The sequence below is a fragment of the Microbacterium sp. zg.Y1084 genome, assembly GCF_024623595.1.
GTDB lineage: Bacteria > Actinomycetota > Actinomycetes > Actinomycetales > Microbacteriaceae > Microbacterium > Microbacterium wangruii.
Genome location: NZ_JANJGV010000010.1, coordinates 73617 through 86321, shown reverse-complemented (window position 1 = coordinate 86321; position 12705 = coordinate 73617). Strand labels below are relative to the sequence as shown.

At 71.9% G+C, this 12705-nt stretch carries 12 protein-coding genes; 11 read left to right on the top strand and 1 reads right to left on the bottom strand.

The features are described 5' to 3' along the window. Positions 1-26: 26 nt before the first annotated feature. From NQ165_RS12215 to NQ165_RS12165, 11 genes are all read left to right on the top strand, one after another. Positions 27-1754: a dihydroxyacetone kinase family protein gene (locus NQ165_RS12215; protein WP_257533636.1), complete on the top strand. Its 1728-nt coding sequence runs from the start codon at positions 27-29 to the stop codon at positions 1752-1754. A 1-nt stretch (position 1755) separates the two neighbouring features. Continuing rightward, complete coding sequence (locus NQ165_RS12210) at positions 1756-2211, top strand: ribose-5-phosphate isomerase (protein WP_257533635.1); 456 nt, start codon at positions 1756-1758, stop codon at positions 2209-2211. Between the two features lie 25 nt (positions 2212-2236). Further along, on the top strand, positions 2237-3010 hold the full coding sequence (locus tag NQ165_RS12205) for a triose-phosphate isomerase family protein (RefSeq protein WP_257533634.1): 774 nt from the start codon (positions 2237-2239) through the stop codon (positions 3008-3010). Then, positions 3007-3732 (top strand): GntR family transcriptional regulator, encoded by a 726-nt coding sequence (locus NQ165_RS12200; RefSeq protein ID WP_257533633.1) that lies wholly within the window; start codon positions 3007-3009, stop codon positions 3730-3732. Before NQ165_RS12205 ends, NQ165_RS12200 begins: the two co-directional genes overlap by 4 nt. Before the next feature lie 374 nt (positions 3733-4106). Further along, a complete protein-coding gene (locus NQ165_RS12195; RefSeq protein WP_257533632.1) occupies positions 4107-5057 on the top strand; it encodes a sugar phosphate isomerase/epimerase in 951 nt (316 codons plus the stop codon). Between the two features lie 25 nt (positions 5058-5082). After that, positions 5083-6063: a 3-hydroxyacyl-CoA dehydrogenase family protein gene (locus NQ165_RS12190; protein ID WP_257533631.1), complete on the top strand. Its 981-nt coding sequence runs from the start codon at positions 5083-5085 to the stop codon at positions 6061-6063. Positions 6064-6073: 10 nt separating this feature from the next. After that, positions 6074-6844 carry an SDR family NAD(P)-dependent oxidoreductase gene (locus tag NQ165_RS12185; protein WP_257533630.1) on the top strand — a complete coding sequence of 257 codons (771 nt, stop codon included), beginning with the start codon at positions 6074-6076 and terminating at the stop codon, positions 6842-6844. A 154-nt stretch (positions 6845-6998) separates the two neighbouring features. Continuing rightward, positions 6999-8381 (top strand): MFS transporter, encoded by a 1383-nt coding sequence (locus tag NQ165_RS12180; RefSeq protein ID WP_257533629.1) that lies wholly within the window; start codon positions 6999-7001, stop codon positions 8379-8381. A 65-nt stretch (positions 8382-8446) separates the two neighbouring features. Next, positions 8447-9325: an NAD(P)-dependent oxidoreductase gene (locus tag NQ165_RS12175; RefSeq protein WP_257533628.1), complete on the top strand. Its 879-nt coding sequence runs from the start codon at positions 8447-8449 to the stop codon at positions 9323-9325. Continuing rightward, on the top strand, positions 9322-10563 hold the full coding sequence (locus tag NQ165_RS14675) for a four-carbon acid sugar kinase family protein (protein ID WP_257533627.1): 1242 nt from the start codon (positions 9322-9324) through the stop codon (positions 10561-10563). Before NQ165_RS12175 ends, NQ165_RS14675 begins: the two co-directional genes overlap by 4 nt. Before the next feature lie 82 nt (positions 10564-10645). Beyond that, positions 10646-11086 carry a GNAT family N-acetyltransferase gene (locus NQ165_RS12165; protein WP_257533626.1) on the top strand — a complete coding sequence of 147 codons (441 nt, stop codon included), beginning with the start codon at positions 10646-10648 and terminating at the stop codon, positions 11084-11086. Between the two features lie 16 nt (positions 11087-11102). Here NQ165_RS12165 and NQ165_RS12160 read toward each other — a convergent pair whose 3' ends face one another. Then, positions 11103-12170, bottom strand: a complete 1068-nt coding sequence (locus NQ165_RS12160; protein ID WP_257533625.1) for a low specificity L-threonine aldolase — start codon at positions 12168-12170, stop codon at positions 11103-11105. Positions 12171-12705 lie beyond the last annotated feature (535 nt).

Sequence of the window (12705 nt, the reverse complement as noted above, 5' to 3'; positions counted from 1 at the left end):
CCTGCTTCCCGCCAGAGGAGACCGCGATGACGCGCCTGTTCAACGATCCCGACGACTTCGCCGAGGAGATGATCGAAGGCTTCGTCGCGGCATCCGCGCGCTGGGTGCGTCCGGTCACCGGCGGCGTCGTGCGCTCCACCCGCGGCTCTGAGCCGACGGTCGCCGTCGTCATCGGCGGCGGGAGCGGCCACTACCCGGCGTTCGGCGGCCTGGTCGGGCCCGGGCTCGCCCACGGCGCGGCGATGGGCAACCTCTTCGCCTCGCCGTCCGCTCACCAGGTGCAGTCGGTCGCCACCGCGGCGCACGAAGGACGCGGCGTGCTGCTGAGCTTCGGCAACTACGCCGGTGACGTGCTGCACTTCGGGCAGGCGCAGGCTCGCCTGCGGGACGCGGGGATCGACTGCCGCACGGTGCTCGTCACCGACGACGTCTGGAGCGCGCCGAAGGACGACCTCGACCGCCGCCGCGGCATCGCGGGCGACCTCGTGGTGTTCAAGGTGGCGGGGGCCGCCGCCGAGGAGGGCGCCGACCTCGACGACGTCGAGCGCGTCGCCCGGCTCGCCAACGCGCGCACGCGATCGTTCGGCGTCGCCTTCGGCGGGTGCACGCTGCCCGGCGCGGACGGACCGCTCTTCGACGTTCCCACCGGTCGCATGGCGGTGGGGCTCGGCATCCACGGGGAGCCGGGCATCGACGAAGTCGACGTCCCCACCGCCGCGCAGCTCGCGGAGATGTTCGTCGCGAAGCTGCTCGACGAGCTGCCCGACGGTGTCAGCCTTCCCGGCGCCCGCGTGGTGCCGATCCTCAACGGCCTCGGGAGCGTGAAATACGAGGAGCTCTTCGTCGTCTATCGCTCGATCGATCGCCTCTTGACCGCGGCGGGCGCCGTCGTCGTCTCGCCGGAGGTGGGCGAGTTCTGCACGAGCTTCGACATGGCCGGCGCCTCCCTCACCCTGCTGTGGCTCGACGACGAGCTCGAGCGCCTCTGGCTGGCGCCGTGCGACACGCCCGCCTTCCGTCGCGGCGCGGTCCCCGACCGCCGTGCGGTGGGCGACGACGAGATCGCCGCGCTGGACGAAGCCCAGGAGATCGGCGAAGCCACCGACGCCTCGCGCGCCGCTGCCACCGTGATCGCCCGCGCCGTGAGCGCGACGGCGGTGATGCTCGACGCCCACGCCGACGAGCTCGGGCGCCTCGACCGCGTCGCCGGCGACGGCGACCACGGCATCGGGATGCAGCGCGGCAGCCGGGCGGCGGCTGAGGCCGCCCAGGCCGCCGTCGACGCCGGAGCGGGCGCGCGCACCGCACTCGAGCACGCCGGCGAGGCGTGGGCGGACAAGGGCGGCGGCACGTCCGGCGCCATCTGGGGCGAGATGCTCAGCGCGCTCGGCGCCGTGCTCGGCGATGACGACGCCGTCACCGCGGAGCGCGTGACGACGGGCGTCGTGGGGATGAAGGACGCCGTCATGGCGTTCGGCGATGCCCGCCCGGGCGACAAGACGATGATCGATGCGATCGTCCCGTTCGTCGACGACCTGGCTGAGAGGGTCGCCGCAGACGACGCGCTGACGGATGCCTGGGCGCACGCGGCCGAGGTGGCCACGGCGGCCGCGCAGCAGACGTCGGAGCTGACCGCCAGGCTGGGACGGGCGCGGTCGCACGGCGACAGGAGTCTCGGAACCCCTGACCCCGGGGCGGTGTCCTTCGCGCTGGTGGCGCACACCGTACTCGACGTTCTGAAGGAGGAGGACTGACATGGCACTACGACTGGTGATCGGCTCGGACGACGCGGGCTTCGAGTACAAGGAACGACTCAAGGCCGACCTCGAGGCCAACGACCTGGTGGCCGAGGTCGTGGACGTGGGGGTGGATGCCGATGGGCACACGAACTATCCCGCGATCGCGATCGCGGCGGCCGAGCGCGTCGCCGCCGGTGACGCCGACCGGGCCCTGCTCATCTGCGGCACGGGGCTCGGTGTGGCGATCGCGGCGAACAAGGTCAACGGCATCCGCGCGGTGACGGCGCACGACCCCTACAGCGTGGAGCGTGCGGTGCTGTCCAACGATGCGCAGGTGCTGTGCATGGGGCAGCGCGTGGTCGGGCTGGAGCTCGCGCGACGACTCGTGCGCGAATGGCTGACCTACACCTTCGACCCCGAGAGCGCCTCGAACGAGAAGGTGCAGGAGATCTGCGCGTACGAAGAGGCCTGACCGGCAGCGGCGCGGGGGAGTTCGGATGCTCATCGGCACGAGCCTCAAGATGTACTTCTCGCACGCCCGCACCGTGGCGTGGACGCAGGAGGTGGCCGCCCAGGTGGCGGCGCACCCCGCCGTCGCCGCAGGCCGGGTCTCGGCGTTCGTGATCCCGCAGTACCCGTCCATTCCGGCGTGCGTCGAGATCGGCGCCCCGGTGGGGCTGTCCGTCGGGGCGCAGGACATCGCCGCACACGACGAGGGGCCGTACACCGGTGAGGTCAGCGGCGCGGTGCTGGCAGAGCTCGGATGCCGCTACGTCGAGGTCGGCCACGCCGAACGTCGGCGTCTCTTCGGCGACACCGACGAGGTGGTCGCGGCCAAGGTGGCGGCCGCCCAGCGCAACGCCCTGGTGCCGATCCTGTGTGTGGGGGAGGCGGAGCGCGGCAGCGCCGCGGCTGCGGCGACGGAGGTCGCGCGGCAGATCGACTCCGGCCTGGCCGCGGCGCGGGCGGCGGGTCTTCACGGCGAGATCGTGGTCGCCTACGAGCCGATCTGGGCGATCGGGGCGGCGGAGCCGGCGCGCGCCGACCACATCCGTGCCGTCTGCGCGGCACTGCGCACCCACCTCGCTGCGGCGCCCGAGCAGGCGTCGGTCATCTACGGCGGAAGCGCCGGTCCCGGCCTCCTCTCCGACATCGCCGACGCGGTCGACGGGATCTTCCTCGGCCGCTTCGCGCACGAGCCGGCCGCATTCGGCGAGATACTCGATGAGGCGTCTCATCTGACGCCGGCATCCCAGGAGGACACCCGATGACCTTGCAGCAGGACCCCCGCGGGCTCAGTGCCCTCACCGGCACCATCGAACGGCGGGGACTGCGCGACCACGTGTACGAGCGCATCCTGCAGCTGCTGCTCAGCGGCGACGTCGCCCCCGGGGCTCGGCTGTCGATCGACACGATCGCCCGTCAGCTGGAGGTCTCCCCCACCCCCGTGCGCGAGGCGATGGTGCAGCTCGAGCGCACCGGGCTGGTCAGCCGGGAGGCACTCAAGGGGTACCGTGTGGCTCCGCTGCTGAAGCCGTCCCAGCTGGCCGAGCTGTTCGACGCGCGGCTCATGCTCGAGGCGACCGCCGCGCGGCTGGCCACGCCCGCCTCGGCGGCGATGGTGGCCGAGCTGCGCGACGCGCAGGAGCACCACCGCAGCGTCGGCGAGCAGGTCATCGCCACGATGGCCTCCGGTGACACCGATGTGGCGCTGACGACGGCCTACTTCGCCGCGGATGCCGCCTTCCACCGGGTCGTGTTCGATCACTGCCGCAACCACTACCTCACCGAGATGTCCGACGCCCTCGCGGCGCAGCTGCACCGCATGCGCCAGGCGGCGCTGCACGGTGTCACCGATGTGCGCGAGGCGATCGCCGAGCACGCCGCGATCGTGGAGGCGTTCGCCGGCGACGATTCCCGCGCGCCGGAGCGGGCGATGCGCCGGCACATCGAGCTGGTGCGCTCCCGGTCCCTCGACGTCGAGCGCGGCTGACTGCACCGGCGGGTCCCGGGTCGTTGAGCGAGGGAGCGCAGCGACCGAGACGAAACGTGGCGGGCGGGCGTTTCGTCTCGCTGCGCTCGCTCAACGACCGGAAGGGTGTGGGCGTTTCGTCTCGCTGCGCTCGCTCAACGACCGGAAGGCGCGGGGGTCGTTGAGCGAGGGAACGCAGCGACCGAGACGAAACGTGGCGGGCGGGCGTTTCGTCTCGCTGCGCTCGCTCAACGCCCGGGAGGGCGTGGGGCGTTTCGTCTCGCTGCGCTCGCTCAACGACCGGGGTGATCTGCCCCTTCCCTCTGGGCCTATTTCCTGTAGGATCGACGAACCGAGCCCGAGAGCGCCTCGGCAGACACGCCAATGGAGACGTCATGACAGATTCGCCACCCCCCGCCCTGGACAGCCGGACGTGGCCGATCGCCGTGTGCATGCACGGATTCCCGCCCGTCCGACGCGATGGGACGGCGCTGCACGATGCGGCGCCGGAAGTCTGGGACGACATCTTCGCCCAGGTCGCTCGGCTGGGCTTCACCGCCATCGAGCTGGCCGACAGCCACATCCGCCCCGCCGACCTGGAGCCGTCGCGCCGCGATGAGCTGCTGGCCATCGCCGGCGCCCACGGCGTGACCCCGATCTCGGTGCACGTGCAGCGTCAGAGCGTCATCCAGCCCGGTCGCGGCGAGGAGAACCTCGCTTACGCCCATCGCACGATCGACGCGTCGGCCGAACTCGGCCTGCAGGTGTTCTCCACGGGCCTGCACCAGCCGTTCACCGAGGCCCAGCGCCGGGCACTGTGGTTCTGGACCGCGCCCGGGCCCGTCGACCCCGACGATGCCGACACCCGCGCCCTCGCGGTGAAGCGCCTGCGCGAGCTCGGCGAGCACGCGGCATCCGTCGGGCTGCCGATGTCACTGGAGATGTACGAGGACACCTACCTCGGCACCGCAGACAGCGCGGTGCGCCTCATCGAGGAGATCGGGCTCGACAACGTCGGGCTCAACCCTGACATCGCCAACCTCATCCGCCTGCACCGGCCCATCGAGGACTGGCGCGAGATGCACGAGAAGACGCTGCCCTACGCCAACTACTGGCATGTCAAGAACTACACCCGCGACGAGGCCGTCGACGGCAGCTGGTTCACCTCGGTGCCCACGACGATGGAGCAGGGCCTCATCAACTACCGGGCCATGGTCTCCCTCGCCATCGAGGTCGGCTTCCGCGGCCCCTTCCTCATGGAGCAGTACGGAGGCGACAGCCTCGGGGTCTGCGCCACCAACCGCACGTACCTGCAGTCGCTGCTGCCCGACCCCGCGAGCGAATGAGCCGCACGACGTCGAAGGAGACGCCATGACCGAAACCACCCGTCCCGTCTACGCCGTGATCGGCAGTGGCTACATGGGCGGCGGCATCGCCCAGGTGCTGGCGCTGTCGGGCGCCGACGTGCGCATCGCCGACGTCGACCTCGCCATCGCCGAGGGCAACCGCGAGCGCCTCATCGCCGAGGCCGAGCAGTTCGCCGCCGATGGGCTGTTCCCCGCCGACGCGCCGGCGATCATCGCCGCACGCGTGACGGCGACCACGATCGAGCAAGCCGTGTCCGGGGCGACCTTCATCGAAGAGGCGGTGCCGGAGAAGATCGAGATCAAGCACGCCACGCTCCGCCGCATCAGCGAAGCCGCCGCCCCCGACGCGATCATCGGCAGCAACACGTCGACGATCCTCATCGGCAAGCTCGCCGAGGCGGTGGTCAACCCCGAGCGCTTCCTCGGCGTTCACTTCTCCAACCCGGCACCGTTCATCCCCGGCGTGGAGCTCATCCCACATGCCGCCACGGATCCCGCGATCATCCCGGTCGTCGAGCAGATCGTCGCCGCGACCGGCAAGCAGACGGCTCGCGTGAAGGATGCCACCGGGTTCGTCCTCAACCGACTGCAGTACGCGCTGTTCCACGAGGCGACGCAGCTGGTCGAGGAGGGTGTCGCCACCCCGGAGGATATCGACACGATCGTGCGCACGACCTTCGGATTCCGGCTGCCCTTCTTCGGGCCGTTCGCGGTCGCCGACATGGCCGGGCTCGACGTGTACGCGTTCTGCTACGCGTCGCTGCAGACGGAGTTCCCCGAGCGGTTCGCCACCCCGAAGATCCTCGAGGACCTCGTCACAGCAGGCAAGCTCGGCACGAAGTCCGGAGCGGGCTTCCTCGATGTGCCCGCTGAGCGCACCCCCGAACTCATCGCCTACCGCAACAAGGCGTACGTGGCGATGCAGAAGCTCCTCGATGAGCTCGGTCCCGCCCCCATCCAGCCGGCCGCCGCCGGTGAGAGCTGAAGGACCGGCGATGGTGACTCCCTTCCCCGCTGACCGCACCGTCATCCTCACCGGCGCCGCGAGCCCCCGCGGCATCGGCAGGGCGACCGCCTACCACCTGGCCGGACTCGGCTGGAACGTCGGCATCATCGACGTCGACGGTGAGGCGGCTGCGGCCACCGCACGGGACGTCGCCGCCACCCACGGTGTGAAGGCCGCGGGCGTGGGCGCGAACCTCGCCGACCGCGAGCAGGCCGTCGCCGCCGTCGACACGCTCGAGGCTGAGCTGCCGCAACTGGTGGCCCTCGTGAACTTCGCCGGCGTGTCCTCGCCGGTGCCCTACCTCGAGGTCACCCCCGAGGAGTGGCACCGGGTGCTCGGCGTCAACCTCGAAGGCGTGCACTGGGTGACCCAGCGCGTGGCGGCATCCCTCGTCGCGTCGGGGGTCGGGCGCATCATCGGCATCTCGTCGGTATCGGCCCAGCGGGGAGGCGGAACCTTCTCCAAAACCCCCTACTCGGCGTCGAAGGCCGGCGTCATCGGCCTCATGCGCTCGATCGCGCGGGAGCTCGGGCCGCTCGGGATCACCGCCAACGTCATCTCGCCCGGGCCCATCGACACCGACATCATGGGCGGCACGCTCTCGGACGAGCGCAAGCAGGCCATGGCCGCCGACGGCGTGCTGCCGCGCATCGGCAACCCCCTCGACATCGCGGCAGCGGTGGCGTATCTCATCAGCGAAGACGCCGGATTCGTGACGGGTCAGACCCTGAACGTCGACGGCGGTCTCTACATGCACTGAGGAAACCCATGTCCCGTTCCTGGTCGAAAGGTCGTATCGCCTACCTCGTCATCGGAGTGATCTGCCTCGCCGTCGGCGTCGCACTCATTCTGCCCGGTCTCGGCGGCTAGCCGGGGCGCCCCGTTCCACACACTGCTCGAAGGAGAGTCGGACCGTGTCAACCACCTCGGACAGCGCCGCCGCGCGCGCATTGCTGGACAGCCCGCACCTGAACAGCGGCATCAAGAAGGCGACCTATCGCCTCATGCCGATGCTCATCATCCTGTACTTCGTCGCGTTCCTGGATCGCACGAACGTCGGGTTCGCCGAGGAGGCCCTCTCGGTCGACCGCGGCATCACCGCCGGGGCCTATGCCCTGGGAGCCGGCATCTTCTTCATCGGCTACGCGATCTTCGAGATCCCGTCGAACCTGCTGCTGAACAAGTTCGGCGCCCGATTCTGGCTGGCCCGCATCGCGATCACCTGGGGCATCGTCGCTGCGCTGTTCGCCTTCGTCACCAACGACACGATGTTCGTGTGGCTGCGGTTCCTCCTCGGCGTCACCGAGGCGGGGCTCTTCCCCGGCGTCATCATGTTCCTGGCGCAGTGGTTCCCCAACAAGCGCCGCGTGCAGATGTTCGCGCTGTTCTACCTCGCGCAGCCGTTCTCGCAGATGATCGGCGCCCCGCTGTCGGGTGGCCTCATCAGCTTCGGCGAGCAGTTCACCCCCTGGGCCGGCTGGCAGGTGATGTTCTTCACCGAGGGCATGCTCGCCGTCGTGGCCGGAATCGCCGCGATCTTCTTCCTCGTCGACTCACCGCAGAAGGCGAAGTTCCTCAGCGACGACGAGAAGTCCGCGATGAAGGCGGTGATGGACCATGAGGATGCCATCAAGAACGACGACGGCCCCCGAGGTATCGGCGCGGCCTTGGTGAACTGGAAGGTCTGGTACTTCACCGTCATCTACTTCTGCCTGCAGATCGCGGTGTACGGCACCACTTTCTACCTGCCTCAGCAGGTTTCCGGACTCATCGGCAAGGCCGTGGGCTGGGAGGTGGGTCTGGTGACCGCCATCCCGTGGGCGGTCGGCCTCTTCGCCTGCTACTACGTCGGCAAGCACGCGCACACCCTGCGTCGCCGGCGCACGTGGGGGACGGCATTCTTCATCATCACGGGCCTGTCGATCTTCGTGTCGGCCTGGGCCGGCGCGAACGGGCTGGCGCTGCTGGGCATCGCCGCGATCACCGTCGCCGTGGCATCGTTCCTGTCGACCGGTCCCATCACGTGGTCCTTCCCCACGGCGTTCCTCACCGGCGCGGCCGCGGCCACCGGCATCGGCCTCATCAACTCGCTCGGCAACCTCGGCGGCTTCGTCGCGCCCATCATGCGCACCGGCATCAACGAGGCCTTCCCGACGGACTCCGGGGCGTGGGGCGTGGTCTCGCTCGGTGTGTTCGGATTCCTCGCGGCGATCATGATGGCGTGCACGAAGTTCTTCCGTTCCCGGGCGGACGCGCTGCTCGAAGACGCGGAGGCCGCGCCCGTCCCCGGTCACTGACGCCGGTGCGGGGCGCCTGAGCGCCCCGCACCGCGGTGCCCCCGTCGTCCGGAAGAGGAGATCCCATGGCCCGTCACCCCCAGGTGGCCTTCGTCGGACTCGGCGCGATCGGGCTGCCGATGGCCGAGAGCATCGTGCGCGCGGGACTGCCGCTCGTGGGGGTGGAGCCCGTCTCCGCCGGCCGGGAGCGGGCAGAGGCGGCCGGCGTGCGCGCCGTCGCCGACATCGCCGACGCCGGTGACGTCGAGGTCGTGGTCGTCATGGTCGCCACCGGCGCGCAGCTGGCGGCGGTGGTGGATGCCGCGCTCGCCGCGGATGCCGCGGCCGGCCGCACCTGGATCATCTCGGCCACCGTCGGCCCCGATGTCGTGCGCGCCGAGGCCGCGCGGCTGGAGGCGGCAGGGGCCGCGGTCGTCGACGCGCCCGTCAGCGGCGGAGTCGCCCGCGCCGGCCGCGGCGACCTGGTGCTGTTCGCGTCGGGGTCCCCGGCCGCGCTCGCCGACGCCGCCCCGGTCCTCGACGCCCTCGGCACCGCCCGCGTGGTGGGCGGCCGGGTCGGTGAGGGGCAGGCGGTGAAGGTCGTCAACCAGCACCTCGCCGCGGTGCACATCGTCGCCGCTGCGGAGGCGCTCGCCCTGGCCGAGCGGCTGGACCTCGACCCCGCGTTCGTCCTCGACGTCGTCGGCGGGGGAGCGGCGGCATCCTTCATGCTCGGTGACCGCGGGCCGCGCATGCTCGCCGGCGAGGACGCCCCGGTGCTCAGTCAGGTGGGCATCTTCGTCAAGGACACCGGGCTCGTCGCCGAGGCGGCCGAGGCGGCGGGGATCGACCTGCCCGTGCTGCGGTCGGCGCGTGAGCGGTTCCTTGCCGCGGAGGCGCGTGGTCTGGGGCGGCGCGATGACTCCAGCGTGATCGAGACCTACCGGGAGGGCAGTGCCTCGTGAAGACCGTGGTGCTCGACGACGACCCCACCGGCACGCAGTCCGCCACGGGGGTCGACGTGCTGCTCGCGGTCGACGCCGACGGCATCCGCGAGGCGCTCACCCACGCCGACAGCGTGTACGTGCAGACGAACTCGCGGGCGATCGACGAGGATGCCGCCGTCGCCCTCGTGCGCGACGTGCGCGACGCCGCGCGGGCGGCCGCCGCCGCACTGGGCGAAGACGTGCAGTTCGTGCTGCGGGGGGACTCCACCCTGCGGGGGCACGTGTTCGCAGAGACCACGCAGTTCGTCGGCGACGGATCCGTCATCGTCTTCTGCCCCGCCTTCCCCGCGGGAGGCCGCACGACGGTCGACGGCGTGCACCTCGTGCGCATCGGCGACGAGACTCTTCCCGCGCACGAGACGGAGTACGCCGACGACCCGGTCTTCCCCTTCACCACCGGTGTGCTGGTGGACTACGTCGCCGAGAAGTCCGGACGCCCCGCCGTCGCCGTGCCGCTGTCCGACCTGCGCGCCGGGGGTCTCGCCGACACGATCGCGACAGCGCCGGCCGGAGCGGTGATCATTCCCGATGCGGCGGACGACACCGACATCGATCTCGTCGCCGCCGGCATCCGCGAGGCGCGCGCGGCGGGCAGGGACGTGGTGGTGCGCAGCGCGGCGCCTCTCGCGGCGGCGCTCGCGGGAGTGGCATCCGACGGCCTGCTGCCCACCCCGCTCGTGACGCAGCCGGCACGCATGATCGTCGCGTGCGGGTCGCACACCGCGGGGGCGTCTGCGCAGCTCGCCCCGCTCGAGGTGCGGCACGGGCCTGCGGTCGTGATCGCCACCGACGACGCGTTCGCCGACCCCGATGCCGCCGGGCGCGCGGCGGCCGCCGAGGCGAGGCAGCGACTGGCTGAGACCGGGCTCGCGATCATCTCGACCGAGCGCACGCGACGGCCCGAGCACAACACCCTGCGCCACGGCGAGCTCGTGATGCGCGCCCTCACCACCGCGGTCAAGACGCTCGTCCCCGACGTCGAGGCGGTCGTCGCCAAGGGCGGCATCACGTCGGCGGAGCTGGCCCGCACCGGCGTCGGCGCCACGCGCGCCCGCGTGCGCGGCCAGGTGCTGCCGGGGGTCTCCGTGTGGGATCTCGTCTCCGCCGACGGCGAGGACCGCCTGTACGTCGTCGTCCCGGGAAACGTCGGCGGGCCGTCGACCCTTCTCGACGTGGTGGCCGCGCTCGGGCACTGACCCGTGGTCGGCGGCGCGGCGCGGCATCCGCACGCCTGAAATAATCGAGGGTGTCACCCCCGGTGAAGAAGGAGTGTTCGACGTGCCCGTCAGCTTCCATGAGGCGGCCCCCGCCGAAATGGACCCCGTCCGCTTGTACTCGATCCTGAAGCTCCGCATCGACGTGTTCGTCGTCGAGCAGCGCGCGGCCTACGACGACCTCGACGGCCGGGACGTCGAGCCGGGCGCCCGGCTGTACTGGGCGGAGGAGGACGGCCGGGTCCTCGCCACGCTGCGCGTGCTGCGGGAGACCGACGGCCGCCGCATCGGACGGGTCGCGACGGCCGCGGCGGCTCGGGGTCGGGGGCTTGCCGCGGAACTCATGCGGCGCGCCGTCGACGCGTGCGCCGAAGCGCAGATCGTGCTGGACGGGCAGCTGCAGCTCGAGGGCTGGTACGCGGGCTTCGGTTTCACCCGTTCCGGGGAGGTCTTCGTCGAAGACGACATCCCCCACATCCCGATGACCCGGCCTGCGGCGCCGTAGCGCGCGCCGGGGCCGGTCAGCCGCGCGTCAGACGCGCCAGCTCGGCGACGAACGCGTCGACGTCTTCGGGCTGCGTGTCGAACGAGCACATCCAGCGCACCTCGCGGCGCGCGGCATCCCAGTCGTAGAAGCGGAAGCTCTCGCGCAGCTGATCGGCCACGCCGTCGGGGAGCGTCGCGAAGACGCCGTTGACCTGGGTCGGCTGGGTGAACGCGACGCCGCGGATCGAGCCGTCGGCGATGCCGGCCTCGACGCCAGCACGCAGGCGTGCCGCCATGGCGTTGGCGTGGCGGGCGCTGCGCAGCCAGAGGTCGCGCTCCAGAAGGGCGATCAGCTGCGCCGAGACGAACCGCATCTTCGACGACAGCTGCATGTTGAGCTTGCGCAGGTACCGCAGTCCCTCGGATGCCGCGGGGTCCAGCACCACGATCGCCTCGCCGAGCATCGCACCGTTCTTGGTGCCGCCGAAGCTCAGCACGTCGACGCCGGCGTCGCGGGTGAAGGCGCGCAGGGGCAGGTCCAAGGCCGCGGCGGCATTGGCGATGCGGGCGCCGTCGAGGTGCAGGCGCATGCCGCGCGCGTGGGCGTGGTCGGCGAGGGCGCGGATCTCGTCGGGGGTGTACAGCGTGCCCAGCTCGGTGGACTGCGTGATGGAGACGACCAGCGGCTGGGCCCGGTGCTCGTCGCCCCAGCCCCACGCCTCGCGGTCGACCAGCTCGGGCGTGAGCTTGCCGTCGTCGGTCGGGACGGTCAGCAGCTTGATGCCGGCCACGCGCTCGGGAGCGCCGCCCTCGTCGACGTTGATGTGCGCCGTGCTCGCGGCGATGACCGCGCCCCAGCGGGGCAGCATCGACTGCAGGCCGGTGACGTTCGCGCCGGTGCCGTTGAAGACGGGGAACGCCTCGACCTCACCGCCGAAGTGGTGGGCGAACACCTCCTGCAGGCGGGCGGTGTAGACGTCGTCGCCGTAGGCGGTCTGGTGGCCGCCGCCTGCCGCGGCGATGGCGGCGAGCACCTCGGGGTGCACGCCGGAGTAGTTGTCACTGGCGAAGCCGCGGACGGTGGTGTCGTGGAGGGTCGTCACGGTGGTCCAGCCTAGCCACGCCGGCTCACCTCGCCGCGCGGACCCGCCCCGCCCGGTCTCCGCGGCGCGGGCGCTGGTCTCGGCGGCGCGGGAGCTCGCCCCCGCGCCGCGCCGGCGTGCACAACGTCGCCTTTCCGCCCCTGTGGGCGTGGTTTCGCGGCTGCGGCCCCGGCTCGGCCACGGATCAGCGACGTTGTGCACGGCCCGGCCGTCACGCCCCGCCCGGTCCCCGAGCCGTGCCCGCGCCGCTCCGGCCATGCTCCGCGCCGCTCCGGCCATGCTCCGCGCCGCTCCGGCCATGCTCCGCGCCGCTCCGGCCATGCTCCGCGCCGCGCCGGCGTGCACAACGTCGCCTTTCCGCCCCTGGGGGCGTGGTTTTCGCGGCTGCGGCCCCGGTTCGGCCACGGATCAGCGACGTTGTGCACGGGACCGGCGAGGGCCGGCCCGCAGGTGACCGGCGGGAGCCGGCCCGCAGCGACCGGGGGTCGGCGGCCGCGGAGGGGGTGTCGGGTGTCGGAGGCGGCGATTACCCTCG

Bases quoted from the DNA above. Each gene is read 5' to 3' on its own strand.
- NQ165_RS12215 (WP_257533636.1), top strand. From the start codon at position 27: ATGACGCGCCTGTTCAACGATCCCGACGACTTCGCCGAGGAGATGATC.
- NQ165_RS12210 (WP_257533635.1), top strand. From the start codon at position 1,756: ATGGCACTACGACTGGTGATCGGCTCGGACGACGCGGGCTTCGAGTAC.
- NQ165_RS12205 (WP_257533634.1), top strand. From the start codon at position 2,237: ATGCTCATCGGCACGAGCCTCAAGATGTACTTCTCGCACGCCCGCACC.
- NQ165_RS12200 (WP_257533633.1), top strand. From the start codon at position 3,007: ATGACCTTGCAGCAGGACCCCCGCGGGCTCAGTGCCCTCACCGGCACC.
- NQ165_RS12195 (WP_257533632.1), top strand. From the start codon at position 4,107: ATGACAGATTCGCCACCCCCCGCCCTGGACAGCCGGACGTGGCCGATC.
- NQ165_RS12190 (WP_257533631.1), top strand. From the start codon at position 5,083: ATGACCGAAACCACCCGTCCCGTCTACGCCGTGATCGGCAGTGGCTAC.
- NQ165_RS12185 (WP_257533630.1), top strand. From the start codon at position 6,074: ATGGTGACTCCCTTCCCCGCTGACCGCACCGTCATCCTCACCGGCGCC.
- NQ165_RS12175 (WP_257533628.1), top strand. From the start codon at position 8,447: ATGGCCCGTCACCCCCAGGTGGCCTTCGTCGGACTCGGCGCGATCGGG.